Annotated in this window: 22 protein-coding genes; 11 read left to right on the forward strand and 11 right to left on the reverse strand. The window is 45.1% G+C overall.

Annotation, left to right across the window (positions count from 1 at the left end; all coding sequences use genetic code 11):
• Positions 1-4: 4 nt before the first annotated feature.
• The 5 genes from ACRRSY_RS05010 to ACRRSY_RS05030 all read right to left on the reverse strand — a co-directional run bounded on the left by ACRRSY_RS05010 (position 5) and on the right by ACRRSY_RS05030 (position 4,004).
• Positions 5-1,072: a FecCD family ABC transporter permease gene (locus tag ACRRSY_RS05010; RefSeq protein WP_432454251.1), complete on the reverse strand. Its 1,068-nt coding sequence runs from the start codon at positions 1,070-1,072 to the stop codon at positions 5-7.
• 72 nt (positions 1,073-1,144) lie between these two features.
• Positions 1,145-2,011: a heme/hemin ABC transporter substrate-binding protein gene (locus tag ACRRSY_RS05015; protein ID WP_432454250.1), complete on the reverse strand. Its 867-nt coding sequence runs from the start codon at positions 2,009-2,011 to the stop codon at positions 1,145-1,147.
• Positions 2,004-2,426, reverse strand: coding sequence for an ExbD/TolR family protein (locus ACRRSY_RS05020; RefSeq protein WP_432464466.1), 423 nt, complete (start codon positions 2,424-2,426; stop codon positions 2,004-2,006). The genes ACRRSY_RS05015 and ACRRSY_RS05020 overlap by 8 nt, the downstream gene beginning before the upstream one ends.
• Positions 2,423-3,142, reverse strand: coding sequence for a MotA/TolQ/ExbB proton channel family protein (locus ACRRSY_RS05025; RefSeq protein WP_432464467.1), 720 nt, complete (start codon positions 3,140-3,142; stop codon positions 2,423-2,425). The genes ACRRSY_RS05020 and ACRRSY_RS05025 overlap by 4 nt, the downstream gene beginning before the upstream one ends.
• A gap of 4 nt (positions 3,143-3,146) precedes the next feature.
• Positions 3,147-4,004, reverse strand: a complete 858-nt coding sequence (locus tag ACRRSY_RS05030) for a TonB family protein (RefSeq protein ID WP_432464468.1) — start codon at positions 4,002-4,004, stop codon at positions 3,147-3,149.
• A gap of 172 nt (positions 4,005-4,176) precedes the next feature.
• On the opposite strand from ACRRSY_RS05030, the gene hutX reads away from it, so the two are divergent.
• From hutX to ACRRSY_RS05075, 9 genes are all read left to right on the forward strand, one after another.
• Entirely contained in the window at positions 4,177-4,689 is a 513-nt protein-coding gene (gene hutX, locus ACRRSY_RS05035; RefSeq protein WP_432454246.1) for a heme utilization cystosolic carrier protein HutX, read from the forward strand.
• Positions 4,689-5,213 carry a pyridoxamine 5'-phosphate oxidase family protein gene (locus tag ACRRSY_RS05040; RefSeq protein WP_432464469.1) on the forward strand — a complete coding sequence of 175 codons (525 nt, stop codon included), beginning with the start codon at positions 4,689-4,691 and terminating at the stop codon, positions 5,211-5,213. Before hutX ends, ACRRSY_RS05040 begins: the two co-directional genes overlap by 1 nt.
• A 1,370-nt stretch (positions 5,214-6,583) precedes the next feature.
• Positions 6,584-8,170, forward strand: coding sequence for a methyl-accepting chemotaxis protein (locus tag ACRRSY_RS05045; protein WP_432461064.1), 1,587 nt, complete (start codon positions 6,584-6,586; stop codon positions 8,168-8,170).
• Between the two features lie 1,040 nt (positions 8,171-9,210).
• The gene (locus tag ACRRSY_RS05050; protein WP_432461065.1) at positions 9,211-10,071 is read left to right on the forward strand and encodes a helix-turn-helix transcriptional regulator; all 861 of its coding nucleotides are present in this window, start codon (positions 9,211-9,213) and stop codon (positions 10,069-10,071) included.
• Positions 10,072-10,169: 98 nt separating this feature from the next.
• Entirely contained in the window at positions 10,170-11,804 is a 1,635-nt protein-coding gene (locus ACRRSY_RS05055; RefSeq protein WP_432464704.1) for an ABC transporter ATP-binding protein, read from the forward strand.
• Positions 11,797-13,506, forward strand: coding sequence for an ABC transporter ATP-binding protein (locus tag ACRRSY_RS05060; protein ID WP_432464470.1), 1,710 nt, complete (start codon positions 11,797-11,799; stop codon positions 13,504-13,506). Before ACRRSY_RS05055 ends, ACRRSY_RS05060 begins: the two co-directional genes overlap by 8 nt.
• A 73-nt stretch (positions 13,507-13,579) precedes the next feature.
• Positions 13,580-14,836, forward strand: coding sequence for an MFS transporter (locus tag ACRRSY_RS05065; RefSeq protein WP_432461067.1), 1,257 nt, complete (start codon positions 13,580-13,582; stop codon positions 14,834-14,836).
• A gap of 71 nt (positions 14,837-14,907) precedes the next feature.
• Entirely contained in the window at positions 14,908-15,864 is a 957-nt protein-coding gene (locus tag ACRRSY_RS05070) for a helix-turn-helix domain-containing protein (RefSeq protein WP_432454239.1), read from the forward strand.
• Positions 15,865-15,970: 106 nt separating this feature from the next.
• On the forward strand, positions 15,971-18,004 hold the full coding sequence (locus ACRRSY_RS05075; protein WP_432454238.1) for a TonB-dependent siderophore receptor: 2,034 nt from the start codon (positions 15,971-15,973) through the stop codon (positions 18,002-18,004).
• 101 nt (positions 18,005-18,105) lie between these two features.
• On the opposite strand, the gene ACRRSY_RS05080 is transcribed toward ACRRSY_RS05075, so the two are convergent.
• From ACRRSY_RS05080 to ACRRSY_RS05090, 3 genes are all read right to left on the reverse strand, one after another.
• Positions 18,106-19,020 carry a pseudouridine-5'-phosphate glycosidase gene (locus ACRRSY_RS05080; RefSeq protein WP_432454237.1) on the reverse strand — a complete coding sequence of 305 codons (915 nt, stop codon included), beginning with the start codon at positions 19,018-19,020 and terminating at the stop codon, positions 18,106-18,108.
• The gene (locus tag ACRRSY_RS05085) at positions 19,013-20,104 is read right to left on the reverse strand and encodes a PfkB family carbohydrate kinase (protein ID WP_432454236.1); all 1,092 of its coding nucleotides are present in this window, start codon (positions 20,102-20,104) and stop codon (positions 19,013-19,015) included. The genes ACRRSY_RS05080 and ACRRSY_RS05085 overlap by 8 nt, the downstream gene beginning before the upstream one ends.
• A 200-nt stretch (positions 20,105-20,304) precedes the next feature.
• Positions 20,305-22,890: a pectinesterase family protein gene (locus ACRRSY_RS05090; protein WP_432464471.1), complete on the reverse strand. Its 2,586-nt coding sequence runs from the start codon at positions 22,888-22,890 to the stop codon at positions 20,305-20,307.
• Positions 22,891-23,251: 361 nt separating this feature from the next.
• Between ACRRSY_RS05090 and ACRRSY_RS05095 the strand changes: the two genes are divergently transcribed.
• Positions 23,252-23,863 carry a LysE family translocator gene (locus tag ACRRSY_RS05095; protein ID WP_432454234.1) on the forward strand — a complete coding sequence of 204 codons (612 nt, stop codon included), beginning with the start codon at positions 23,252-23,254 and terminating at the stop codon, positions 23,861-23,863.
• A 156-nt stretch (positions 23,864-24,019) separates the two neighbouring features.
• Positions 24,020-24,361 (forward strand): nuclear transport factor 2 family protein, encoded by a 342-nt coding sequence (locus tag ACRRSY_RS05100; protein WP_439033346.1) that lies wholly within the window; start codon positions 24,020-24,022, stop codon positions 24,359-24,361.
• 280 nt (positions 24,362-24,641) lie between these two features.
• Here ACRRSY_RS05100 and ACRRSY_RS05105 read toward each other — a convergent pair whose 3' ends face one another.
• The 3 genes from ACRRSY_RS05105 to ACRRSY_RS05115 form a co-directional block, all read right to left on the reverse strand.
• The gene (locus ACRRSY_RS05105) at positions 24,642-25,577 is read right to left on the reverse strand and encodes a DMT family transporter (RefSeq protein ID WP_432464473.1); all 936 of its coding nucleotides are present in this window, start codon (positions 25,575-25,577) and stop codon (positions 24,642-24,644) included.
• A 137-nt stretch (positions 25,578-25,714) separates the two neighbouring features.
• On the reverse strand, positions 25,715-26,425 hold the full coding sequence (locus tag ACRRSY_RS05110) for a helix-turn-helix domain-containing protein (RefSeq protein WP_432464474.1): 711 nt from the start codon (positions 26,423-26,425) through the stop codon (positions 25,715-25,717).
• Between the two features lie 143 nt (positions 26,426-26,568).
• Complete coding sequence (locus ACRRSY_RS05115; RefSeq protein ID WP_432461096.1) at positions 26,569-26,856, reverse strand: hypothetical protein; 288 nt, start codon at positions 26,854-26,856, stop codon at positions 26,569-26,571.
• Between the last annotated feature and the right edge of the window lie 80 nt (positions 26,857-26,936).

Here is a 26,936-nt window from a genome sequence, read left to right on the forward strand (position 1 = left end):
CGTCCTAGGCAATGCGTTGCCGCTGTTGTAACAGCAAGAATATGAAGAAGGGCGCGCCAACCAGTGCGGTCACGATGCCTACGGGGAGCTCAGCAGGACTAATGATCATCCGTGAAATAAGATCCGCCATTAACAATAGTGCTGCGCCGAGTAAGCCGCTAAAAGGAATGAGTTGTTGGTGGTTGGGCCCAAGTAACATTCTCACTAAATGGGGAACCACCAAGCCGACAAAACCAATTAAGCCGGATACCGACACTGCAATCCCCACTCCCAGCGCGGTAAAGAAGATCAGTTGACTCTTGAGTTTTTGTACATCGATGCCTAGGTGGCCAGCTTCTGCTTCGCCTAATAATAGTGCGTTTAAGGCCTTGGCTTTGCGGCAAAAGACCACCGTGAGTATGGTCAAGGTAATAAAAGCCAATAAGATATTATTCCAGCTGGCTCCCGCCAGTGATCCCATTTGCCACAGGCTCAAGTCGCGTAGCATTTGATCGTTAGCCAAATAGCTTAATAGGCCGATCCCAGCACCAGAAAGCGCACCAATGGCGATGCCCGCTAATAACATCATGACCACCGAAGTCCCATTGGCTGTTGTCCCCAAGCGATAAACCAAGATAGTGGTGATAAAGCCGCCGACAAAGGCAAACAGTGGTATTGCCAGACTACTCACCACGTTTGGGAGCTGCCAATCTAATAGACTCAGCAGCACAATGGCTATGGCAGCGCCAGCAGCACTGCCGCTTGAGACGCCAATAATACCGGGGTCGGCTAAAGGATTACGAAATAAGCCCTGCATGACCGCGCCGCACATGGCTAAAATAGCTCCCACGGCGATGCATAACAGGGTGCGCGGTAGGCGGATACCGGTGATCACTAGTTGGTAGTGAGCTGGAGCATCTGAATGCAGAGAAAAAGGCACTAAAGCTCTTAAAGCGTCTGCCACGGGAATGCTCATCGGCCCTTGAGTGACAGACAACAAGCCTGCGGCAATGAGTAACAGTAAGGAGGCCAACATAAACCAGCGAGACAAGCTGATTTTGGGGGAGACCGACTTTGGCGAAAATAGCGACATTAATACAACCTTGTAAAGGTTAAATAGCGAGTAATTAAGCTTATACATTCAGCTCTGTTTATATTATTGGGCTTATTGTAGGCGTTGGCTTAGCCGTGTTGCTTGTTCTAAGCTTGCTAAACCTAAGCCACCAATTAGTGCATGTCCATCAATCGCATAAATTGCGAGCTGTTGTCCAGCGGGCGTCGCCGCTAATACCGGAAAACTATCAATTACACCTTGTGGCCCACCGAGGGCGTCTAAACTTCGTTGGCTAAATAATAACAGTTCTGGTTGCAAGGCTAAAATGGCTTCGTTCGAGAGCGGTTTGTAGCTGTTAATATGCGGTTTTGCAAGGTTTACTGCACCAGCCAGTTCGATGATGCTATTGGCGGCTGTGTGATCTCCCGCCGCCATTAGTTTTTTGCCATCGTGGCTGATGAAAAATAAGCTATTGAGTTGGCGAGCAGTTTTAGCTTGTTGTTTTAAGTGGCTAATTTGTTGTTTTAGTTTGGCTTGTAGTTGTTGCCCTTGTTGCGGATGGCCTAATAATTCTGCGAGTTGGACTATCCGTTGCTCGAGGCCAGCGATAGTCGCTTCACTATTTAAACGATGTACTGCAATTCCAGCTTGCTGCAATTGAAGCAAGCTACTTTCGGGCCCCATTTCATCACTGCCAATTAAACCATCTAGACCTAAAGCGAGTAAGGCTTCGGCGCTGAGTTGGCGATGATAACCAACCACCGGTAGCTTAAGCCGAGGTGGCAGGTCACTGGTTGAATCTACTGCTACCAGTTGTTTCTCAGCGCCAAGAGCGATCACTATTTCGGTAATGTTAGCACCAGCACTCACCACGTGTTTTAGTGGCGACTCTGCAACGCTGATTGACGAGTAGAATAGGCTCGCGATAGTTAGGCAGAATAGCGGTGAAAGAAAGCGCAAAGGTTGATGCTTAATCATGTTTTTTTTCCATTAAAATTTGAGTGGTCTCTATCTTGAGTTGTTGTAATAATTCAAGCAATTTGAGCAATTGTTCGACTGGAACTTGGCGCTCGCTGGCGAGGCTGGTATTAGCCAAAGGTTGTTGTTGGCTCTGCTGTTTTAAGGCAGCGGCAAAGGTTTGAAAGTTTTGATAACGTTGTTGTCCAAGCCCCCATTTAGGTGATTCCGCAAATAGACTCAACTGTAGCTCGGCGGGTTGCTTTGCAGCTTGGGGCTGTGCTTGTTCGGTTTGTGGCAGGTTCATCTTCATCTGATAAACCCGAGAGTTTGCCGTGAGCAGCAGAAACACCAATACAATGAAGATAATGTCTAATAGGGCTGTTAGGTCCGGCATCATGCTGAAGCCACTATTTTTTTGTTCTATACGGATCATGCGGGGCTCTGAAGTTCGGGTTGAAAGGCCGCAAGGGTTTTTGCATCGTCGGCAAGGGTATCGACACCTTCAATCATCAAGTTGGCTTGATTGATCATTGTTTCCAGTTGGTGCACGATTTGATCCTTCCACAAACTCAAAGCATGCGCAAAGGCAAGTGCGGGAACCGTCACCATTAAGCCTGCTGCGGTGGTATACATCGCTGTCCCAAGGCCCTGTGCCAGCATTGCTGGGTTAATGGTTTGCTCGGTACTGGCCAGAACATCGAACATCTCAATTAAGCCAAGCACGGTGCCGAGTAAGCCAAGTAAGGGACTAATTAGCGCTAGAATATGTAAGGCTTTGAGACCTCGAGAGAGTTTTTGTTGCTGTTGGCGTAACCAAACGGCTGCTATTTCCTCACGAAGTGTCTTGCTTTGATGACGATGAACCAGCAATAGGCAAATTGCTTTGCGGGCGAGGCTACGAGATTGGGAAAAACAGCGAGCTCCTGGCTGGCAGGACGTTTGATTATTGACCAGCAGGTGAGTGGCTAATTGTAACCAATTTCGTTGATAGTTACTGAGTTGCACCGTGGCTAAGCTGATCACTCGTTCGGCAATGATTGCGCAGGCGAGTATTGAACAGGCGATGATTGGCCAACGTAAGTCGCCGAGCTGGTCTGCGGTGATGATTTGGCTAAAAGCCGTTAGTTTATCCATAGAGAATATTTGCATAGGGTCAACTTAATTTAAATTTAATCGGAATAAATACGCGAGACATTTGCGCTTGACCGTCAATCACTAGTGGCTTAAAGGGCCATTGTTGAACGGCGTTTAATGCGGCTTGGTCGAGGCTACTAATGCCTGAGCTAGTGCTTATTTCCCGCTTGATTTGCCGTCCTTTAGGGTCTAACCAAACTTCCACTATCACTTTGCCCTGCTGTCCGCGTTTTTTTGCCAAGCGTGGATAGACCGGGGCTTTCGGTGGATGGGCAAATTGTGGCTGGCTATTGAGTCTTGGTAGTTGTGCTAGACCTTGTTGCGGACTCGGTTTCGAGCGGATCGGTAGTTGCGGTATTTCTGAAGTGGTTTGAGTTAATTGCTCAGCCTCTGGTATTAATTTGTTAGGGTTAGTGCGCTGCTGATTAACTGGCTTTGCTTTGGGGTGAGTTGTGGGCAGAGGCGTCTTTTTAGTTTGTTGCGGTTGCGCTGCTTGGGTTTGGCGGACGGCGTGAAGCAGTGCGTCTGTTGGGGGCTGTTTTTCATGCTCAACGATTCCTATCGATTTAGTTGGTGTCGTTTGGGGTTTAGGCTTGCGCTTTGGTTTTTGAGCGGGGGGCGGAGATAACTCGCTCTGCATCACCGACTGAGGAGGATGTTCGACCAGAGCTTGGGCGACATCTGGCTCGCTTATAAATGGAGCTTCAGCTTGCTCTGGCGCATTCAATATTTTGGTACTAATACTGATTTCCTCGACCTTCGATGCCACACTGTCGCCACTACTATTTAGTTGCAGAGGGCTTGGTGAAGGTTTAAGTAATATAAAATAGGCGTGGATAGCAGCGGATAGCGCGATCGCGATAGTTAACTTTCCCATCTATTTTTATTCCGCTATTGCCCTCAACTAAGCAACAGAATATCGATAAAACAAATCCAAGTAAATACAAATGATAATGATTTGCATTCGATTGATGGTTGGGTTAAGGTGGTTATATTGTTGTTAAGCAGACGGTCGCGTTTGCTTAGTCAGTGGTCGATAGGAGATTTAAATGACGCTATCTGTAGCAGACGTGCTTGAGCAGTATCCCGATTTAAGTGTGGCTCAATTAGCCCAGAAAGCTCAATCTAGTGAAGCAGAAGTTGTCGCCCACTTGCCAGAACACATGGCATGTTGGTTAGTCACTGAACAATTACAATGGTTACTCTATGATTTGCCGAGTTGGGGACCATTAACCACAATTATTCAGATTGCGGGTTCAGTTTTTGAAATTAAGGATAGTTTTCCAGCGGGGAAATTGGGTCATGGTTATTACAACTTAATGGACAAGCAAAGCCACTTACATGGTCATCTTAAGTTAGAAAACATCGCTCAAGTGGCCTTAGTGAGTAAACCTTTGCGCGGTACAGAAAGTTATTGCTTCCAATTTTTTGATGATAGGGGAGACACCATTTTTAAAGTGTACTTGGGGCGTGATCGTAAGCGAGTCTTATTCGCCAATCAAGTGGAACGTTTTGAGTTATTAAAGCAAAAAATGGCTGTGAAAGAAGTAGAGGATTGCTAGTGAGCAGTGACAAGAGTGAGAAACAGCAGCGTTTGGCCTCGCGTTTAGGGCCCGAAATTGCAGATTTTATCGAACAACAGCAGAGTTTAATACTGGCTTCTCAGGGGGAAGATGGTTTCCCTCACAATTCGTATTCGCCGTTTGTTTTTTATCAGGCTGCATTTTTTATTTTTATTAGCGACATCTCCAAACATGCTCACTATTTACGTGCGCATGAAAAAGCCGCGCTAATGTTGATTGAAGACGAGACTAGTTCTCAGCAAATTTATGCCCGTAAACGCTTGAGCTATGAAGTGATTGCGCAACAAGTCGATGCCGAGCCCAGAGAGCAAGTGCTGGACTTATTAGTCAAACGCCATGGCGATATTGTCGAAAATCTTCGTCAGTTAAGTGATTTTAAGTTATTTCGTTTAACGCCGATTAACGGACGTTATGTAAAAGGATTTGGTCAAGCTTTTGATATTAAAGGTTATGACGATGTCGATTTTGTGCACTTGAAGGAAGGGCACAAAAAGCGAGCTTAAGGGCTCGTGGTTTACACCCGGGGTATAGCTGCCCCTGTACGTAAGTACTCTCTCCACACTCAGCGCAAGCTGAAACATTAGGTCTAATTAGACTAGAGCGGCACAACATTTCGTGCCGCTTTTTTTATGTTTAAAATCAGTGTGACGACCCGCTCCATTTTGCGGCGAGAACCAAAGTGAAGGCTCTCCGCCATTGATGCAGCGCAAGCTGAAACATTAGGTCTAATTAGACAAGCGTGGCACAACATTTCGTGCCGCTTTTTTTTATGTTTAAAATCAGAGTGACGACTCGGCCCATTTTGCGGTTAGAGTAAAGTGAAGGCTCTCCGCCATTGATGCAGCGCAAGCTGAAACATTAGGTCTAATTAGACTAGAGCGGCACAACATTTCGTGCCGCTTTTTTTATGTTTAAAATCAGTGTGACGACTCGGCCCATTTTGCGGTTAGAGTAAAGTGAAGGCTCTCCGCCATTGATGCAGCGCAAGTTGAAACATTAGGTCTAATTAGACAAGCGTGGCACAACATTTCGTGCCGCTTTTTTTTATGTTTAAAATCAGAGTGACGACCCGCTCCATTTTGCGGCGAGAACCAAAGTGAAGGCTCTCCGCCATTGATGCAGCGCAAGCTGATACATTAAGTCTGATTAGACAAGCGTGGCACAACATTTCGTACTGCTTTTTTTATGTTTTAAATCAGTGTGACGACCCGCTCCATTTTGCGGCGAGAGTTAAAGTGAAGGCTCTCCGCCATTGATGCAACGCAAGCTGCAACATTAAGTCTGATTAGACAAGCGTGGCACAACATTTCGTGCCGCTTTTTTTATGTTTTAAATCAGTGTGACGACCCGATCTATTTTGTGGTTAGAGTAAAGTGAAGGCTCTCCGCCATTGATGCAGCGCAAGCTGAAACATTAGGTCTGATTAGACCGTGGCACAGAACGGAATACCGATTTTATTTCTTGAATGTATGTAAACGATAGGCTTGTTCTGGTGACTTTGTAAATGATTCTTGCCATTCACGCTATATCTGTCGATTCCCTATTCTTCTGATAGGCCGCTGTTCATTATAAAATAAAATACCGTTTCATTTTTTAGGTTGGATACGTTTTATATTGATTTGTGATCCACTTGCTATGCAGAATAAGCGCCTTTGGCTTGCTGAACGTGAGCCATCGTTGTGGTGAAGGGGAGTGATTGCTTGATGAACGTCTTATCTGCTTGAAGATAATCAAGTACTAGGCTTTGTTTTAGTGCTAAAAATTTGTAAAAAAAACGCGATTAAATTGGCTAGAGTGAAGGAGGCATTCCATAATGTACTTATTCGCTTGGCTAAGTGATGGATAATAAAACTATGGATAAATGGAATTGCATATGAAGCTTTCAAGACAACTAACTTACTTAATGATCGTTGTTATTTTGGGATTTATTTCACTGGGTATTTTTGGATTAACGGAGTTAAAGTCTAGTTTGATCGAGAGCCGTAAACATGAAATTCAGTCAATATTAACTTTTGCCCGTACTCAGTCTCAACTTTATATTGATCAAAACAAAAAGGGACTAATTACGCGCGAAGAGGCAGAAGCAAAAGTCGTTGAAGTTCTATCGGGGATCCGGTTTGGTGCTTCCTATGTATGGTCGAATGATAACAAGGGCATGTCTAGGGTACATATTCGTCCCGAGAAGATGGGCATTTTTCAGAAGTCTTATCAGGAGCATATGGAGAAGCTCCAGAATAAAGACTTTGCCTTCTCTGTGGGAAGTAACCTTAAACCCAATACCAACACTAAAGTGATTAAGGTAAATGGGATGACTAAACTTCCAGGGTGGAATTGGGTAGTGGGTTACGGCGTCTATATGGATGATGTTGAGCAAACTTACTGGGATTTTGCTTTTAAGTTTTTGTTAATCGCGGCTGCAATCATTATTGTGGTGGTTGGTTTAACGATATTTATGTTGAAACTCATTTTGTCTAAGTTAGGCGGAGAGCCAAATTACGCGGTTGAGGTGACCAGTCGCATCGCTAAAGGAGACTTGTCGGAAAAAATTGAAGGTAAGTTTTCCGATGATAGCTTGCTTGGTTCAATTGCTTTCATGCAAAACTCATTGAAGACAATGGTTGCTGATATTCTTAAAGGTTCAAATCATCTGACGGAAGCGACCGCAGCTTTACATGAGCAGGTAGCGATGATTACCAATACTTCAAAGGGCGCTTCAGACGCATCGATTTCTACCGCCGCATCGATCTTTGAGATGTCCAGTTGTATCAAAGAAATATCTTCTAGTTCAGAAAAAACTGAGAAAAATTCAGAGCACTCTTACGAGGTCTGTAAAAATGGTGAATTATTGGTGCAGCGCTCGAGTGATGTGATTAATCAAATTTCTGAGCAAATTAGCACTTCAATGTCCGACTTTAAAAACCTACAAGATCGCTCTAATCAAATCGGCAGTATTGTGAAAGTGATTCGAGACATTGCCGACCAAACCAACTTGTTAGCACTGAATGCGGCAATTGAGGCGGCTAGAGCGGGTGAGCAAGGTCGTGGTTTTGCAGTGGTCGCCGACGAGGTGCGAACCTTAGCTTCACGTACCGCAACCGCAACCGCTGAAATTACAGAGACTATCAACGTGATTCAGAATGATACTGACGTAGTGGCGAAGGCTTTAGAGTCTATCCTTCCGAAAGTTCAAGATAGCGTTTCTAGCTCAGTTGAGGTGACTCAAATGCTTGGTGACGTGCAAACCAGTTCAACCGATACCTTGAATATGATCCGTGAAGTATCAAGTGCGACCTCCGAGCAGGAGCAAGCCTCAAACGAACTCACTATGCACGTCGAAAATATTTCAGGAATGGTGCAAGGCACTGCGGATTCAATTGAACAATGTCGCGATACGGTAGCTGCATTGGATGAATTGGCCAATGAGTTGAATAAATCGGTGAGTTATTTCACCCTGAAGTAACTTGTATCCCTCTCGCTGAAACAGTCGCAGTTTATGAGATTGTTTCAGCTTGTTTCATTTCCTCAAGATCCCATCCTCTATTTCCATTGGTTATTGCACTAGTCCCGGTTCTTCACTCACTTGGTATTTCCTAGATTTTCATGGATACAGTCTGCCGGTTTTAGTGGGAGTCTAAGCTTAGGCATTACTCATTGTTGATTGTGCGAGCTCAAAGGAGTCGCAGCGCCTCGTTGGCTGTGATAGCTGCCCTCTAGTAGGACATACATTAGCAATAGCTGGTTGCTTGCTTAACGAAAGTGCTCAGGCTTCCTCAGAGATAAGCTTAAATCTTAATAAATGTTCTTTTTTGTCAGAAAGGTAAAATAATTACAAATATAAGTTGATCTATGTCACATATAGGTAGAGAATTGTGATGTGGATCAGGTAATCATTCGGAGAAAACAACATGAACTCATCAGTAACTACAGAATTTGACGTAAACAACACAAAAAAATCAAGCAGTAATGGCAAGTTGCACAAAACTCTAACTGACATCGCTACTTTGGTAACTATGTTTGCAGTGACAGCTACTATTCAATTATTGCTCACTTTAAGTTGGGTGAACTAACGAAAGGTAGTTAAACATTGTTTTATTGGTGGTTTGGCCTTGTAAGCTTATTTAGTTAATTTTATTTGGGGTCGAAAAATCGCCATTGCTAATCAGCAATTGATTGAGACAGGCTTTGTTTGACGTTTATCAGTCTTTCGTAATTTATTTTTAGCACGGAGCAGTGCACGCCTATTTGCTTGCTCAGTATTGCCAGGGACATGGCCTTATCTGCTTGTCGTTTATCGATTCTTGACGCAATTGAGCTTATTCCTCGTATCCTATCGCAATATTCATCTTCCTCTACTTCGACATTGTTCCATAAGTCTCCTATATCATCTTAAGTCAAAAATTGCCCATCTTAGCCAAAACAATTAGAGATCTATTTATTGCCATTTAAATGATAATCATTATTATTTAAATGAGTGATTAATAAGCATAACAGTGAAACCATATGGATGATTTGGTTACTCAAATAAAACAAGCACAATCGCTTATTGGTTGTTTAGATACGGTGTACCTTGATGGTCGATTAAGAGTCGATATCATCAATGTTCAAGCATCCCGAACCACCATATTAAATGATCCTGTCAACGCGGGTGGTTATCTTACTATTATGGGAAATAATGGTGCTTACAATCCTGACTTCCCTGACTATCCCGCATCTGCATTTGTACATCGTTTTATGGTGACAGTGTTACCCGAATCGAGGTGGCATGACACACTAGTTCTCCCAACCAATGCGCAAATTCAGGCGATCCGGATCCATTTTCCTCAAGAGCAACCACCTTGTCAGTTATTGATGAAGGATAGTGTGGATGATTTTTTTGTGCCGTTGCAGTTGTACCAGGCCGGATGGCAGTTTCAGTTATTAGGGGAGTTGCGTTATGTGGTCAATTCAGTATGGAATTGTCGGCTGTCAGGAGAAGCGCGAAGGATGTGGATGCTCGGCAAGATGTATGAAATCTTAGCTTTAGCTATATCCCAGTCGAGACCTCAATCGTTAGCTGAAAAAGCAACAACTTTGGTTCGACAACAAATTGATTTGAACTGGACCATTGCTAGTTTAGCAAAGGCCCTGGCAACGAATGAATGTTATTTGAAGCAAGCTTTTCATCAAGAGTATGGCATTGGGGTTGCATCCTGGATCCAGCAATACCGTATTCAGCAAGCTCAACATCAGCTTAAATCGGGATTAAAGCCTGTGACAGATGTTGCATTCTCACTTGGATTTCAAACTAGTAGTTATTTTGCCAAAGTTTTCAAACGTCATATCGGACTTACTCCCTCTGAGTTTCGAAAGATAAATTCCTAAATTTACCTTTTCATTTCCTGAAAGTGACAGCAGACTTTTACCACCCATATAACAATGATTCTTATTTGCATTGGTGGCAGATGTTAGTTAATCAGTCGATGTCCAGAAAGCAGGCTTTTCTTTCGATACTAAAGGAGACACATTTACGCGTCATTACATCAATCGTGTGTGCAGTTCTAGCTTCTATCATTGAGCTCATTCCATGGTTATGTGTTTATCTCGGTGCTCAATCCATGCTTGCTCAGCAGCCAATTGGTGATTATGTTTTGTTGTTGAGTGGAGCGCTAATTATTCGCTATCTGCTTCACTCTTGCGCATTGTGGCAAGCTCACCTTGTGGCCTACCATGTAATTTCGAAACTACGCCAACATATTATTTTATCCTTGGCTGAAATGCCCGTTGAGCGATTAAAAACTTGGCACAGGGCAGATCTTGAGAAACGAATCTCAGAAGATTGTCAGGCCTTGGAGCCTCTAATTGCTCACCACAGTACTGACATCATCAATGGGATCTTGATGCCTATTTTGTTGGCTGGTTTGCTTTTTTATATCGATTGGCGAATTGGCCTAATAGCTTTTATTCCCTTGCCCATTGCAGCAAGTATTCAATTTTTATTTATGCGTGGATTTTCAGGCAGGCTCCATAAGTACCATGATGTTTTAGCTCGAATGCATGCCGCTCAGCTGGAGTTTTTACGCAGTGTTGGCGTGATGAAACTATTTTCGGTGGATGCGAAAGCTTATCAGCAGTTATATCAGGCAATGCGACGCCACCATCGCCTTGTGATTAGTTATACCCAACAAATGATCCGTGGCTGGATTAGTTTTGTCACGATTGCCCAGTGCTCATTTATGCTGGTTGTTCCATTTGCGATTGCTTTTGTGATTGATGGTTCGATGACCAAACCCGACTTGGTGATGGTTGCAGTGATTACTGCTGGTTTGTTAAAACCGTGGTTAGACTTAACCCAGGTGGTGGGTCAAATGCAATCTTCACTTCTCTCATTAGACCGAATCATTCCGCTATTTGGCCAAAAAATACAGCAACAACAGCGCTGGAGCGAGCCCGTTAAAGCAGTGACATGCCGTGATGTCTGCTTATATCAGGGGCAGCAAACGATACTCAAGCAAGCTGAGGGCACCATATTACCGGGTGAACGTGTACTTATTTATGGTGCATCTGGCTCGGGTAAAAGCTCTCTTATCGGAATTCTAAGTGGCTCATTAAAGGCTGACCGAGGTGATTGGTACATCAACGATACACCGGTGAGTCAGTTAAATGATCAACAACGTGCAGGTTTAATCGCCTTGGTTGGTCAACAAGCGATATTTTTTAAAGCTTCGCTCAGAGCTAACTTACTGATTAGCGACTCAAATATTAAGGATGAAGTGATTTGGACCGTTCTGAATTTAATGCGCTTGAGCGATATGGTTGAGCAGTTACCACATCAACTAGATACCCAAATGGATGAAACTCGACGTAGTTTTAGTGGTGGCGAAATGCAGCGCCTTGCCATAGCTAGAGCGATGCTAGCGGATACGCCTATCTTAGTGTTAGATGAGTCTACAGCCCACCTTGATGCTCAAACTGAGTTAGAGGTTCTTGAGGCGCTACGTGGTTATTCGCCGCATCAAATTCAAATTATTATTACTCACAAGCCGAATCAAGTCAGTACTGCGAATCGTCGTTGGCGATTGTGTGATAGCGCGATAGTAGAGGAATACCATGACTAAGTTTCGCTTCTTACTTCAATATAGTGGCGCCAGTTGTCGCCAATTTTGGCTCGGGATTATCGGAAAAATGTTGGCCGAACTAGTGCCAGTTGTGCTTTGGAGTCTGCTATTTATCTTTTTACTCCAAGGTATGACGCTGCCACTGTATGCCTTATTCTTGTTTGCGATTGGCTTAATTGCGTTGCAATTTGTGATAGGGCAAACGGCAAAAAAAAGTTTTATTGGCGCCTATCATATTACGCATCAATTGCGAGAGCGGCTGTTAAATGATCTTCGAAAGCAGCCGCTGGCTTGCCTCGTTGGCAAAGGACTTGGCGAGCGAATGAAACAAATTACCACCGATCTTAAGTTGTTTGAGGATATTCTTAGTCACTTGGTGGCTGATTTTTTAGCCGCAGGCGTGGCGCCCTTTGCGATGTTGATTATGCTGAGTTGGATTTCTCCGATACTCGCAGTATTGCTGGTCGTGATGATTGTTTTGGCATCGACCGTGTTGCTGTTACTAGAGAAACGTTTTAACCAAACCGCGCAACATTATCACCTACATAGTAACCAGACCGCCGATAAACTACTCGAGTATATTGCTTGTCTTCCAATGCTTAAGAGTTTTGGCAATGCAAGAAAGTTGGCGATCCCCCTAAATGATGAAATTGAACAAGTCCGAAAATCAGGACTAGCGCTAGAGGCTACCGGAGGAAAGGGGTTGAGGGCGGCCTGTATCTTACTTGAGCTAGCCTTACCCTTGGTTATGTGGCAGGGGGCTCGTATGGTCGATATTGGGACGCTCACCGCAACCCAATGGTTGGTCGCTGTTGCCGCCACGATCGCCTGTATCAAGCCCTTAACTCGCATGGCTTTTTTCTCAGCGATGTTACGTTACTTTGTGAATGCTGTATTTCGTTTGTATGCTTTGGCGAATACCCCCCTTCAGCAGCAACATGGTCAAGCGCTCACCAGTTATGAGCTTGAATTAGACGCCGTCAGTTTGCATTTAAATCAACAAACAATATTAGATGCTATTTCTATGAAAGTTGCGGCTGGTGAGCATGTCGCTATTGTTGGTCCAAGCGGAGCGGGAAAGTCTAGTCTATTAGATCTGATTGCGGCTTTTCATATGCCCAGCCAGGGGACCATCCGAATCGGCGGTTTAAGTCTCGAACAATCAGGTACCGAACACCTCTATCGCAATATTGCATATGTAACTCAAGACGTTCAATTATTTGCAGGAAGCCTGAAAGATAACCTATTGATTGCCGCTCCTGATGCTTCTGAACAAAGCATGCAGCAAGCCATTGTTGCGGCAGGTTTGGCACCGATGTTACAGCGCTTACCAAAGGGGCTGGAGAGTGAGGTTGGTGAAAATGGTAATCAGTTTTCACAAGGAGAGCGGCAACGGATTAGTATTGCTCGAGCGATTTTGCACGATGCACCGATCCTGCTTTTAGATGAGATTAGCTCAGCTTTAGACATTAATACACAAGCGCAAGTTATGGCGGCTTTAAAGCAATTGAGTATCCAAAAAACGGTGATTACGGTTGCTCACCGTCTAGATACGGTGCTTGATTCAGATCGGATTTACTTATTAGAAAAGGGCCAGATTAGTCATGTTGGCCAGCATGAAGCGTTGTTGTGTTCTAGTTCAAGCTATCAACAGCTATGGAAAGCGAATTGTTCGGGTTATGAAACCGCGGTAGGCATTTAACCACCGCTCAGCTGCCCTTGTAGAATAAGTACGAATCATTACTAAATATTGAGTCATTAATTGAGGTTATCGGATGCAAACGGCAACACCATTATCTTCGAAATTGGGTTTGGGATCTCTGCTGAGCATTATGGCGGGGGTGTATACCATCCAAAGCATTATTGGCATGTTCACCTTACAGGGACTTCCCGCCATCTTGCGCTCCGAAGGTGTATCGACTTCCCATATTGGCCTGTTTTACATCGCGATGTTGCCATGGGCGTTAAAATTTATTTGGTCGCCCACAGTGGAAGAAATACGTAAGCGAGGTGCGAATTTTAGCCATCATGGGTATCTAATTTTAGGTGCTCAATTATTGATCATTTTGTTGCTGCTGTTCTTTGCGACAAAAATAGCACTTACACAGCTCTGGTTGTTGTTTTCCGGTATATTTTTATTAGCCTTGTTGTCGACTTTTGCTGATATTACGACCGATGGTTTAGCGGTGGATCAGCTTGCGCCCCATCAGCGCCACATTGGGAATGTGATGCAAGTGGGCGGAGGGTATCTGGGGGCTATTTTTGGGGGGGGCGTGTTCATTTATTTGAATGGCATTTTTGATTGGAAAACCGCACTGCTGTTGTTGATAGTATTGGTTGGATTGATGTCCTTACCTTCGCTGAAATTATTCACCAGCAAAGTCGTTGTGTCTGCTGTTAAAAGTAAGACTCGACCTTCGCTTAGAAATGCCTTGGTCAAGCACCAAGTGCGACAAGGTTTAGTCGTGGTTTTTCTTTGTCAGTTTGGAACCCGAAGTGTGTTAGCGATGATGATGCCTTTTTTATATGACCAAGGGATCCAGCTTGAAAGTTTAGGTTTGCTGGTGGCTGGAGGTAGTGCCTTGACCGGATTTATTGGTGTTGGCTTGAGTGCTTGGCTGATCAAGCACAGCAGCGCTGGTAAGTTATTGTTGGGATGTTTATGCCTTGAATTATTGTTGTACATTGGATTTTTCTTCTATGCCGCAACGTTTTTGACTCAAAGCCAGGGCTTGGTGGTGCTATTTACCCTGAACGCAATTGTTGGTTCAGCTAAATTTGTTGCTTTATATACCTTAATGATGGACTGGTCATACGGTGAGCAGGCGGGAGTCGACTTTTCTCTATTCCAATCTATGGATATGGTTGTGGGGATCCTCATGGCGGTCATTTGCGGCTGGTTAATCTCTCAATTTGGTTATGCGGTTCATTATGGCTTAGCTATTTTAGCCAGTGGCTTTGCAATTTTTAAATTACGTGGTTTGTTATTAGCCAGACCTTTTAATGCGGTGAGCGAAACCCATCTCGCTTAAATTGAGGGTTTACTGCTCATCTTGAGTCAGTGATTCATCGAGGGATGTATGTTAGTTAAGGATGCGTTTTTATGGTTTCACCGTTAAATCTTCAAGCGGAAATTTCGCTCACCCAATTATTGTTAGATACACCAATGCAAGATACTTCAATACAAAATCAATGCCGATTATTACGTTGCAAGTTACAACCAGGCATTGATTTATTTATCTGGCAAAGTCAGCTGGTAGAGCCATTTAAACTCAGGGCTTACGATGATTTGGGGATGATAAATTTCACTTGTGCATTAAATGGTCAGTCAGAATTTTCTCTTAAGCATGAAAAGGCGCGTCGAAGATATCAGGTTTCTGAGGGGGCTAATTGTATTAGCTTCACCCCTGGTTGCCACGGCACTGCCTTATATCAAGGGCAATTTGAGAGTTTGGTTGTCGCAGTGCAGCCACGTATTTTGGAGCAATGGGGGATTGATCCAGGGGCGGTTATTCAAGCTCAGTTGAAGGCTCAATGTTGTTTCCTACAAAGTCCTTATCATCGCGAAATTCAAACCACCGCAGCTTTATTAAAACATAAATTACTAAAAATGGCTGCATACCCTCCAAGCCAGCGAAGTGCATCTTCGTTGTGGTTGTTGGGACATAGCATCATCTTTGTTAGCTTGATGTTGGAACAGTATCAGCAACAAACGGTTACGGGCTTCAAGCTGACTCAACAAGAGCAACAAAAGCTACAAGTTGCAAAAGAGTTGCTGCTCGCCGATTTAACTAAGGCACCTAGTATTTCTAGTTTGGCCTCCGAAACGGGTTTAAGTGTGCTGAAGATAAAACGTGGATTTCGCTTACTATTCGAGAATAGTGTTTATGGATTATTTCAAGTGGAACGAATGAAAGAAGCAAAAAAGCGCTTGTCAGCAGGGAATGTACAAGTTTTAACCGTTGCTTCCGATCTTGGCTATGTGAATGCGAGCCATTTCTCTAGCGCCTTCTATAAACAATTTGGGGTGAACCCTTCAACTTATAAACGTAGTTTCTAAAAGATGTTATGGATACCGAAACGGGCATAAGAAAAACCTTTTCGGGTAGTCTTTAGTGTTGCAAATGATTATCATTTGCAACACTAAAGGATGACAAGGAAACAACATGAACCTTAATGGCTTTTATCTATTGGTCTTTATCAGTACGTTAAGTGCTCCGGTAGTTGGTGCGGAACCAAGTCCCGATGAGGCTGGGGCCTTAGGCACCATGGTCGTGACGGCGAGTAAACAATCCGCTCACGCGGCATCATCAATTAATGTGTCTTCGAGTGTTGTGGATAAATATCAGCTTGAAGATGCCAGAGTCACTCAGGTTGAAGATTTAAGCCGAGTATTACCAGGTTTGAAAATTGAAAAGAGTGGTAGTTTATTGTTTCCTATCGTTTCTTTGCGGGGGGTGTCGTCGGCGCAAGATTTTTATCACCCTTCGGTGAGTATCTATGTGGATGGTGTTCCACTGCTCGCCACCGACATGTTACAAGTTTTAAATAATGTTCAAAGCGTTGAAATGTTACGTGGTCCTCAGGGAACGCTATATGGGCAAAGTGCGCAGGGTGGGATCATCAATATTGTGACAGCGAAACCAGGCAATCGAACCCAAGCTTTTGTCGCTGGAGGTTGGGCAAGCCGTCACAGTAATCATGGCAAGATACACGTAAGCGCGCCGATACAAAAAGGCCTGTTGTATGCGAGTGTGACTTTATCGAGACAAGATGATAATGGTGACTTCACTAACCCTGCCACCGGCAGTGATGACTTGGGTGGGGCAGCAAGTGAGTTGGGCAGCATGGCATTTCGTTTGGCGCCCGATGACCATCCTTGGGAAGCCAATTTAAAGATCAGTCATAGTTGTACCGAAGCGAGTCAAGATACCTATATCGATTACGATGATATTGACAATAAAACCTTAAGTCTTCTTGACGGATCGCCAGATCCCTATTTGAAACGTTGCTCCAATAGCCAATCGCTTGCTGGAACTTATACGGCGGCCGATTGGGAATTAATGATGCTTACGGCTTTTCAACAACAAGATTATCAACGGCTTTTCCCAAATGGTTCGGTAATTGCCAATATGCCTGAAGATTGGCAGCAAAATGTACAAGAAATTCGGCTCGCTACCCGCGGAGCTAAACGTACAATAGACGCTGTTTTCGGGCTCTATCGTCAATATACAAAACAGCAACTTAATCTTTCTTATGATTTGTTATCAGGTCCCAATTATCAAACTAGTGATGCTCAAACCACAATGCAAACGATCGCTGCCTACAGTGATTTAACATGGCATGTTAGTGAGCGATTTAATCTTGGAGGTGGTCTGCGTTTCTCGCATGAGCGGGCTAAAACTAGTTATGCTATTTCGCAAATGGGGACCCCTTATAATGCTCAAAATAGTTTGCAAGATAATCACTTACTTGGGCAGTTATCCTCTGGCTATCAGCTCAATCAAGCATGGTACTTATATTCAAGAATAGCCCAAGGCTACAAAGCGGCGGGATTCAATATTATTCCTACCGCGAGCTCATCAGCGGAGCCATATGAGCAAGAAACGTCTATCAACTATGAGCTGGGTTCACGTTATCAGGCGGGGCCGCTGCAAATTCAGAGTGCAATTTTTCATACCCATACCAAAGATATGCAGTTGTATTTTGGTCCTTTGGGTGGGCAAACACTATCGAATGCGGGAACAGCAGATGCGACGGGGATCGAATTGAGCTCTAGTTGGCAATTTAACCCTATTTGGACTTGGGATATTGATGGGACTGCAGTACATGCTGAATTTACCGATGACAGTCTTTTATATGCTGGAAACAAGGTGCCTTTTGTTCCTGAGTTTAGCGGGTCGACGAGTTTGAATGGAGCCATTGATGGGGCCTATGGCATGTTGACGCCTCGCGTGGCTTTGAATGTTGTAGGGCCGCATTATTTTGATGGTGATAACCAGCTTCGACAAGCCAGCTATGCACTCACTGATCTTCGGCTTGGATGGCAGGCAAATGACAAGTTTAATCTTTCGGTGTATGCCAATAATGTATTTAACCGTCGTTACCGAACTTATGCCTATAGCAGTGGTAGCTCAAATTATGCTCAGGCTAATGTTGGTCGAACCATTGGTATCGATTTACGTTACGATATTTATTAGTTGAAGGACTGTTATCAAACGGTAGCTTAGTTCGAAATGTTTAAGCTACCGATTTTAAACAGGCAAGTAATCTGTCGATTACTTGCTTAGCTGTATATGACTTAGGCGCAGTAGGCGATGGCAATCGCCGCGCCAAGGCGTGCATTGTTCAGCACCAGCTGAATATTACTCTCTAAGCTATCCCCACCTGTCAGCTCACACACGCGGGCCAGTAGGAAGGGGGTTGATTGCTTACCACTAATCCCTTGCTGTTCGGCTTCTTGTAAGGCTTGCTCAATGGCAGCATCAATGCTGGCCTTAGGCATTGCATATTGCTCTGGAATGGGGTTGGCAATGACCGCCCCACCTTGCAATGCTAACTGTTGTTTAGCTTTTAAAACGTCAGCTATTTGCTGGGCTGAATCTAAGCGATAATCTACTTTAAAGTCGCTTTCACGAGTGTAGAAGGCGGGGAGGCTGTCGGTTTGGTAGCCGATGACCGGAACACCATTGGTTTCTAAATACTCTAAGGTTAAGCCTAGGTCGAGAATCGATTTGGCACCGGCGCAAACCACCGCGACATTGGTTTGCGATAACTCTTCTAAATCCGCAGAAATATCGAAACTTTGTTGAGCACCGCGATGCACCCCACCAATTCCGCCAGTGGCAAAGATTTTCACACCAGCCATGGCGGCTAAGATCATGGTTGCCGCTACTGTGGTTGCGCCATGTTGACCCGCTGCAACCACAAAGGGAATGTCACGACGGCTGACTTTAGTGACCGACAGTCCGGCTTTACCTAGTAGTTCAATTTCGTCCTTTTCTAAACCAACTTTGAGTCGTCCATTAATAATCGCGATGGTCGCTGGAATTGCGCCTTCTTCGCGCACGGTCGCCGAAACCTGCAGGGCCGTTTCAACATTTTTCGGGTAAGGCATACCATGAGAAATAATGGTTGATTCCAGCGCGACAACTGCTTGGTTGGCTGCGAGGGCTGCGGCGACTTCGGGATGAATGTCGAGAAAAGAATTAAGCATGGTGACTCTCCATATGGCGGCGTACCGCTCGTTCAGAAATAAGTGGATTGATCGTGTGTTCGGATTGGGTGGCAATTTGCGCGCAGGCGAAGGCAAATTCGACACTGTCTTGCCAGGACCAGTTTTGTAAGCTTGCGTGGCTCATGCCTGCCATCATCGCATCTCCGGCACCGGTGACATTGATGACTTGCGGGTTTACATTGCTTAAGCGGATCACTTGCTGCTGATCACTGGCGTAGATCCCGCGCGCCCCTAGACTCAGTAGCAGTTTGTTCACACCAGCCTGATGTAAGGCTTCGCAAACCCGTGGCAAATCATCGTCACTATTAATGGTGACGCCGCTGAGCAGCTCGGCTTCGATTAAATTTGGTTTTAGCAGCTCTATTTGTCCCAGATAAGGCCTTAGTTTATGGGCCTTATTAGTGGACACTGGATCAACGAAGATTGATGGTGTTTCAATACAATCAAATAAGTAGGCCAGCGCATCTTCGGATAGGTTGGCATCGAGGATCAGAAGGTCTGCATAACTTAGCAATGACTTGTGTTTCACTAACTGACTTGAATCTAGTTCTTCTAAGATCCGCATGTCGTTGAGTGCCAGTTGCATCTCACCCGAGGCATCATGGATTGAAAGGTAAGTGGCGGTATGACTGGTTTGACTACGTAATAAGTGGCTCACGCCAATACCGGCTTCTTGGCAGGCTGCAATCAGTTGCTCTCCCCATTGGTCTTTACCGATATTGGAAACTAAGTCTACTTTACTGCCCAGTCGCGCAAGGTTATCGGCGATATTACGGGCTACGCCGCCGGGGCTATTGTGCAGGGTGCCTAGGTTGGAATCGCCAGCAATTAAAGTGCCGCTGGCTTTGCCGCATAAATCCATATTGGCGCCGCCAATCACCACCGCACTACGTTGGGAGGCAATAATATATCCCTTGCCTTTAATCAGACCTTTATTGGTTAAATTCATGATATGACCGGCCACCGCACTGCGGCTAATGCCCAGTTGGCTGGCCAGTTCTTGCTGGGCGATCATTGGGTTATCGCGCAGTATCGTGAGAATTTGTTGCTCTCTATTTGTCACAAACAAATGTCCGTTTTGCAAACTTAAGTTTGTATCGTAGTCTACTGCTCAGAAAAATAAAGTACAAATTTTGCTGCTTGGGTGCTGGCCAATATTCATTCGCAGTTCAACTTTTGCTGTAGCGATTGGGGGCGCATCTCAAGCGCAAAAAAAAGCCCCTCCTACCAATGGGTGGGAGAGGCTCGAGACTCGTGGTGAGTTTACAGTTTTTCGGCCAGAGCGCTTAAGTCTCGGTTGGACTTGATTTCTTTCAGCACTAACTTGGCGACCACTTCGGCTCCGGTTTGTTGGAAGTGAGTCGTATCGGGCTTATCCAAGCGCCCAGTCCGGTTTTTATAGAAAGGATACTCGGCGGGGTCAACGGCTAACCAATAGGTTTTCCATACGTCTTCACCTTTTTGGTTAGCGGCTGCAATCACCTTACTTTGCATATCGAGTAAAGGGACGTGATTTGCTTTAGCTGTGTCTTTCACGGTTTGGGTGTAGCTGCCATAGAATTGGTAGCCACCGTCAGAACGTTTCTTGGTGACATGCTGAACAGGATTAAGCGGCACACCAAGTTTCTTTTTGGCGGTCTTGGCGCGAGGCACCGAGGTGAGTAGCACCGGGTGTAATTGTTTCTCTTTGGCAAAAGCCAGGTAGCGCTCTAAAGAATGTTGGAAAGAGTATTCTGACTTACCTTGTGGGAACTGCGGTTGACCTTCTGGTGTATTGGGGTAAGTACATAGGTTGGCGACATCAATTGGGCCGCGTTTTTTCTTCGCGCCATTACATTTTTCATCGTTATGACTAAATTGGATGAATAGGTAATCGCCGGCTTGCACTAAGGAGCCCATTTCGCTAAACCAACGTCCATTAATATAATCACGCGAACTGCGTCCGGAACGTGCTGCATTCACCACCATCAGTTTAGGATTGTCAGCGAGCAATTGGTCTAAAGCCTGGCCCCAGCCCATGCGCGGATAAACATCGGCTTCGTAGTTAGAAGCAGTTGAATCACCAACAATAAATAAACGCGTTGCGGCTGATTTTAACGCTTGTTGGCTTTCGGCTAACTGGATCCCATCGATGGTATATTCTGGGATGCTGGCTAAATTGATGATCGGTTTAAAGCTTAAGTCGGTGAGCGTAGTTTGAGCCGCCAAACCGGTCGAGGTTTTATAGGCGCGATTATGCACCACTTGCTGGCTGATGCTTGTCATGAGAGGGTGTAACTTGGCATCGTAGCTCACTGGGTCGAAAGACTGACTGATACCCTGTTGCGCGGCAAGTTCAGCAAAGGTTTGTTGGAAATTTTTAGTGGCGGTCTGCCAGGCTTTGTGGGAGAAAGCGGGGAGCTTGTCGGCGCTGACTAAAAGTTGCGGGCCGTTGATCCCTTCTGTCTTGGCAAGGCTGGAAACGATTAAGTCCGAAAATGGATTTACATTGCCTAAGGTTTCCCCTTGATTATTCACCTCAACCACTAGCGCACTGGCGCAGAGCGAGCGTTGGGTTTCGCTGCGCAAGCAAGACTCACCACTATTGTCATTGGCTGATACCAGCAGTGGTGGGGTCATACCGGTAATCGACAGTTGGTAGCGACCCTGAGCATCGGTGTTGCTGGTGAGTGTCTTACCTAAGCTGTCTTTGACCAAAATACTGGCTGGAAATTGCATGCTACGATGTAAGACTTCGCCCTTGAGCAGGCTGTTATCGCCTAAACTTATGCTGGGTTGCCAACCCGCTAAGATGTTACTCGTGGTGTATTTTGAAGCCTGCTGCTGGCTCAGCTGTGGGCGTTTTTCTAGATTGGTTTTGGCACCTGCACCGCGTGAGGCGTACTCCCAAAAACGTGAGTCTTCAGGATGGAACCAGATCTTATTCTTGTTGATATCTTTACCACTCATTTTATCCCAGCCGTAGATATGGTCGTCCATTTCGCAGTTGAGATAAGCGCTGTGGCCAATCGCATCGGGATCAGCATAGCGCCCGTCAGTAAATCTAGTAGTGGGATGCCAAGGGCGACCTAAGCCATAACTGTTGGCGGGCACCCCAGCTTCTTTGCTCAAATGACAATTTTTAAAGACTAAGCCATATTCGTGGTCAATATTGGTGGCAGGCGCTGTCATATAACCATAGGCATTACCAGTTTTCACATCGTTGCGATTGCGCGCAACAATATTGCTGTTTTCAAATAATCCGGTGCCGTGACCGAAGATAAAATCAACAGTACCGCTAATTTGGGATTGGTCGAAATAACTGTGTCCGCCACGTAGATAAAGGGTGTCTTGATAGCTGCGCAGATTCACATCTTTAAACTGTACTCGCTCGCCCTTTTTACCCACATATAGAGCCACAGCTTGGGTTCCGCGTTGGCGAGTTGGGTCATCGGCGCTTTTGGCTTGGTTTGCAGGAAAATCAAAGCCGTTTTCGATGGTGAGAGAGCGGGCGCTAAAGTCTTTTGCATCAACGTTGACGGTACGGCTACCAGTGGTGCCAAACTTCTTCCCATTGGGTTTTAACATGCTATTGGCAGTGGTGGCGGTAATGATGGTCTTGTCGCGATCTTCGCCTATGAGATAGATATTATCGCGTTTTATTTCTAGTTTTTCTTGATACTTTCCGTTGCGGATATAGATAACATACGGTGAACCATCGGACGGAGCGCTATCGATAGCCTGTTGCACCGACTGGAAATCGGCTGAGCCGTCTAAGGCGACGACGACATCGTATAGTGGTAAGGAAAATGCTGATGAGGCATACAGCATCACGCCAATGCTTAGCCCTCGTGTAAGATGTTTTTTCATATGCTATCCCTATAATAAAACAGTAATTCTTTAATTAAGAAACATCGGTTTATTATATTTCAATTCAATCTATTAACTGTGATCGCAATAATAATTGCTAACAATAGTTGGCTGATGAAGCCGTTATCGATGACATCTTTAGGACTCAGTTTTGTTTGGATTTTCCTGTCATTAGCGTGATTTGGAGGCCGAATCTTTGAGTTGGCAAGCGATTTGTTATTGTATAACATCGACGATGAATGTTGGTTTTAGCGCTTGAAAGTGTTGCTTGTGATTCCAGCGATACGCATCATGATCGCTTAATCCTTGTAAGCTGCTATGACTTGCAGGCTGATTGTTTATTCTCAAGGAAAATGCAGAGATGATTAGTATTGAGTTTTTGCTTACCTCGCTGGTGGTGGTATTAATCCCTGGAACAGGGGTGTTATATACTATTTCTGCGGGTTTGTTTATTAGCGCGAGGGCGAGCGCCGTTGCTGCAGTGGGTTGTACTTTGGGAATTGTACCTTCCTTGTTGGCGAGCATCTTGGGTTTGTCAGTGATTATGCATAGCAGTGCACTTGCATTTCAGGTACTGAAATATGTTGGACTAGTTTATTTATTTTATTTGGCATGGTTGATGTGGCGCTCTAGTGGGGCGTTGTCGTTGCATCAACCGAGTGCTCAGCGGGGAATGATGGCGGTGGCGCTGAAGGGTTTTTTAATCAATATTTTAAACCCCAAACTCACAATTTTCTTTGTTGCATTCCTGCCTCAATTTTTGCCAAACAATGCTGTGGATAGCTCGCAAATGCTGTGGTTAGGCGCGATATTTATGCTGATCACCTTGTTTGTGTTTATCTTGTATGGCTTGTTGGCCAGCCGTATTCGCCAGTATATTTCTCATTCTCAAAAGTTGAGTAAATGTATACAGCGCTGTTTTGCCGGTAGTTTTGCTTTATTGGGGATTAAACTGGCATTCACTGAGCGTTAGGCTTCAGCCGGGTTTAAGCTTTCGGCTTGGCATGTTACGTGGTCTTTGAGTGGGAAAGTTATTTACAAATAAATGAAGGAAGAAAATGATATGACATCGGCTCATACGCATCATTTTGTTGCGCCGAAACAAGTGGTTCGGTCATTTTGGGAGGCAATGAGAACGAATGATTTTTACGCTGCTGCGGCATGGCTGGCTGAGGATTTTGAAGGTTTCTGGCCGCAATCCGCTGAGCGGATCGTCGGGCGAAATAATTTTGCAGAAATTAATCAGCAATATCCGGCTGAGGGACGCTGGACCTTCCAAGTGAACTCATTGCTTGCCGAGGGCAATCAAGTGGTTAGTGATGTATCGATCAGTGATGGGGTGTTACACGCCAGAGCGATTACCTTTCACACCGTTAAGGATGGGCTAGTCGCGAAACAAGTGGAGTACTGGCCAGAAGATTTCCCAGCCCCTGAATGGCGAGCCCAATGGGTTGAATTGAACCAAGCGTAGACTCCTCCGCCGATTCTATGAGACCACTATCGGCTAGCAGAAGTCACCAGGGGGAATAGGTTTTTGCCTCGCTTGATGTGGGGCTGTCACTCACGGGAATGGCATGATAAATCAACCTTCGGTTGTTTTGGCACCAAGCTCGCTACAGTCGTATTTGCTTAAATTAATCATGCTAGCAATGTCCTTATCGGACGATAAGGTCACTATTTTTCAATGCGATGAGTCTTTTGTTCGCTGCAAGCATTGCGCAATTGTTAGACCTCTCGAGAGGTTAATTGGTTTACGGTTGTTGATTGCCACGGTTGGGTGCATTGCTTTGGCTCTGGATCACTAAGCAAACGCTAATCAATAACATGCCTGTCCAAGCACTCAGCGAGAGCTGCTCTCCAACAACCAATACCGCTAAAACGGCTGCAACCACGGGTTCGAATAGAGTTAACAGAGTCGCTCGGCTGGCATGCAGAGTTCGCAGCCCGAAACCAAAGGCGAGATAGCCAAGAAACATTGGGACCAATGCCATATAACAGGCCAGAGCGGTATTTTGTATGCTGGAGAATAACTGTTCTCCAGTGACCAGTAGTGAGGGCAGCAACAACAGAGATGCGAGTCCAAATAAGCTACCGATTGCAGATTCTGACTGGACACCCTTATCGATCAGAGATTTGGCAAGCCAAGCGTAGATAGCGTAGCTTAAGCCCGCGAGTAAGCCGAGTAAGATCCCGAGTAATTTAGCGGTGTTGGCTTGTTTAAACTCTGTGCTGGATGATGCGGCATAGGTCAATAGTGCAATTCCTAAAGCACCTAAAGAGAAGCTGAATAACCACTGTTTGGTGATATTATTTTTTTTGCTTAATAGACATTCCAATAATACCGTTGCAAAGGGGGCGGTCGCGATCGAAATCACCGTTCCAATTGCGACACCTGCGAGTCGCATTGAGCTATAGAAAGCCAAAGGATAGAGTGCCACAGCGAAGGCTCCGAGAACGAGCTCTTTCTTCAATGTTCGTAGTTGTTGAAGGTCAGATTTGAGTCGATGCCTTGCTATTATCGCTTGCATTAGCCCACCAAAACCCATGGCAAATGCGCCGATGGCTAGAGGGTCTACTTCTGGGGCAAAGCTTGCAGCAGTGCCAGTGGTACCCCATAACAATGAGGCAAATAGTATTGCAAGACTGGCTTGTTGTTGAGTTGAGTGATTGTTGGTGGTGAATTTCATCTGCTTGACGATCCTTGCTTGTGGCCGTTAATCGCTTGACTAGCTGCACGGCATGTTGGCTTTAGGATAAACAGAATGAAATAGAATTAGTTTGCTAAACGGACGCAATCTTTGTTTCGATAGGCGTTTTTTAATCGCTAGCGAGTACACTCTCGAGGAGAGAGCCCAAAGTGGATGGAAAATCGACGGCTAAAGGCCGATAGGTCCTTGTAACCGACACGTTCGGCAACTAATTGTACTGGCAAGTCGGTATGAGTAAGCAGCGCTTTGGCTTTCTCCATACGTTGTTGAGTAATAAATTGATGGACGCTTAGCCCTAGCGCAGTTTTGAATAATTTCTTAAATTGAGTCGGGCTGAGGCATGCTCGCTCGGCGAGCTGATTGATGCTTAGATCAATATTCAGATGTTCGTGGATAAAGGCCTGAATTCGCCGGATCCGAGGATCCATCGCTTGGTATTCTCCTTGCTGCTTTAACAGAGTGTAGAACAGCTGGAAGATAGACTTCTCTATCTCCGGTTGGAGTTGGTATTCTAACTGAGTTTCGATGAAGGAAAGGTAGCTGAGTAGCGGTGGCGCCACCGAGAAAATCATGGCCTTTGTTGGTGCCAAATTAGCAGGTAAGTCCTGCATATCTGCGACCACAAAACGGGCTGCTTCATCGGCATGGAAATGATGTCGCTGTCGTGAGGGGACCACCACACACTCACCTACAGCCACTCTGCCTTGATAATCAGCCAATGCGATATGGATCGCGCCTTGGATCGGTAACACCAACTGATGATGGTGATGCCAGTGACTGCAACGTTGCTTGCTATAGGCTCGAATCGTTAAGCTATTTTCTGTCATTGGAACAATTATGATTAATAAAGCAGCAGTATAGTATAAACCGCTGAGCGCCTATAGTGTCATTTTTTGCAGTAAAAGGGCCTATGGCGAGGCGGGAGTTGGAAACTAATGTTTTAGTGGCTTAGCCACCCGTTATAGCTTGACTAGCGATGCTTACGTTGTTGCTTGAGCTCGTCCGGTGTGGCATTGAAGGAGCTTGGTAATACATCCACACCTAATATCTTCCCTAACTTGACGATCAGGGGAATGGTAATGGGCGCGAAAGGTAAAACGGCAAACATACTTAATCCTAAGCTCTTGAGTACATCGGCAAATTGTTTATTCGCCTTGCGTAACTCTTCGGCACTGGCCTGCTTCTGGGTGTAACGTCGATAAGTACTTAGCATTTCTTTGGTTTCTTGTTTTTCTTGAGCTAAGGCTTCTTTTACCATCAGTAAGTCACGCCTTAAACGTTGCCATATACTCAGTTTTTTTACTCGACTCAAAAATCACTCCATTGGTTTACAAAACG

The organism is Agarivorans sp. QJM3NY_33 (assembly GCF_050870865.2).
Classification (GTDB): domain Bacteria; phylum Pseudomonadota; class Gammaproteobacteria; order Enterobacterales; family Celerinatantimonadaceae; genus Agarivorans.

What these genes read in the sequence shown, in the direction of transcription:
- ACRRSY_RS05010 (WP_432454251.1), bottom strand. Translation starts at nt 1,072, where the DNA reads ATGTCGCTATTTTCGCCAAAGTCGGTCTCCCCCAAAATCAGCTTGTCT.
- ACRRSY_RS05015 (WP_432454250.1), bottom strand. Translation starts at nt 2,011, where the DNA reads ATGATTAAGCATCAACCTTTGCGCTTTCTTTCACCGCTATTCTGCCTA.
- ACRRSY_RS05020 (WP_432464466.1), bottom strand. Translation starts at nt 2,426, where the DNA reads ATGATCCGTATAGAACAAAAAAATAGTGGCTTCAGCATGATGCCGGAC.
- ACRRSY_RS05025 (WP_432464467.1), bottom strand. Translation starts at nt 3,142, where the DNA reads ATGCAAATATTCTCTATGGATAAACTAACGGCTTTTAGCCAAATCATC.
- ACRRSY_RS05030 (WP_432464468.1), bottom strand. Translation starts at nt 4,004, where the DNA reads ATGGGAAAGTTAACTATCGCGATCGCGCTATCCGCTGCTATCCACGCC.
- hutX (WP_432454246.1), top strand. Translation starts at nt 4,177, where the DNA reads ATGACGCTATCTGTAGCAGACGTGCTTGAGCAGTATCCCGATTTAAGT.
- ACRRSY_RS05045 (WP_432461064.1), top strand. Translation starts at nt 6,584, where the DNA reads ATGAAGCTTTCAAGACAACTAACTTACTTAATGATCGTTGTTATTTTG.
- ACRRSY_RS05050 (WP_432461065.1), top strand. Translation starts at nt 9,211, where the DNA reads ATGGATGATTTGGTTACTCAAATAAAACAAGCACAATCGCTTATTGGT.
- ACRRSY_RS05055 (WP_432464704.1), top strand. Translation starts at nt 10,170, where the DNA reads ATGTCCAGAAAGCAGGCTTTTCTTTCGATACTAAAGGAGACACATTTA.
- ACRRSY_RS05060 (WP_432464470.1), top strand. Translation starts at nt 11,797, where the DNA reads ATGACTAAGTTTCGCTTCTTACTTCAATATAGTGGCGCCAGTTGTCGC.
- ACRRSY_RS05065 (WP_432461067.1), top strand. Translation starts at nt 13,580, where the DNA reads ATGCAAACGGCAACACCATTATCTTCGAAATTGGGTTTGGGATCTCTG.
- ACRRSY_RS05070 (WP_432454239.1), top strand. Translation starts at nt 14,908, where the DNA reads ATGGTTTCACCGTTAAATCTTCAAGCGGAAATTTCGCTCACCCAATTA.
- ACRRSY_RS05075 (WP_432454238.1), top strand. Translation starts at nt 15,971, where the DNA reads ATGAACCTTAATGGCTTTTATCTATTGGTCTTTATCAGTACGTTAAGT.
- ACRRSY_RS05080 (WP_432454237.1), bottom strand. Translation starts at nt 19,020, where the DNA reads ATGCTTAATTCTTTTCTCGACATTCATCCCGAAGTCGCCGCAGCCCTC.
- ACRRSY_RS05090 (WP_432464471.1), bottom strand. Translation starts at nt 22,890, where the DNA reads ATGAAAAAACATCTTACACGAGGGCTAAGCATTGGCGTGATGCTGTAT.
- ACRRSY_RS05095 (WP_432454234.1), top strand. Translation starts at nt 23,252, where the DNA reads ATGATTAGTATTGAGTTTTTGCTTACCTCGCTGGTGGTGGTATTAATC.
- ACRRSY_RS05100 (WP_439033346.1), top strand. Translation starts at nt 24,020, where the DNA reads ATGAGAACGAATGATTTTTACGCTGCTGCGGCATGGCTGGCTGAGGAT.
- ACRRSY_RS05105 (WP_432464473.1), bottom strand. Translation starts at nt 25,577, where the DNA reads ATGAAATTCACCACCAACAATCACTCAACTCAACAACAAGCCAGTCTT.
- ACRRSY_RS05110 (WP_432464474.1), bottom strand. Translation starts at nt 26,425, where the DNA reads ATGACAGAAAATAGCTTAACGATTCGAGCCTATAGCAAGCAACGTTGC.
- ACRRSY_RS05115 (WP_432461096.1), bottom strand. Translation starts at nt 26,856, where the DNA reads ATGGTAAAAGAAGCCTTAGCTCAAGAAAAACAAGAAACCAAAGAAATG.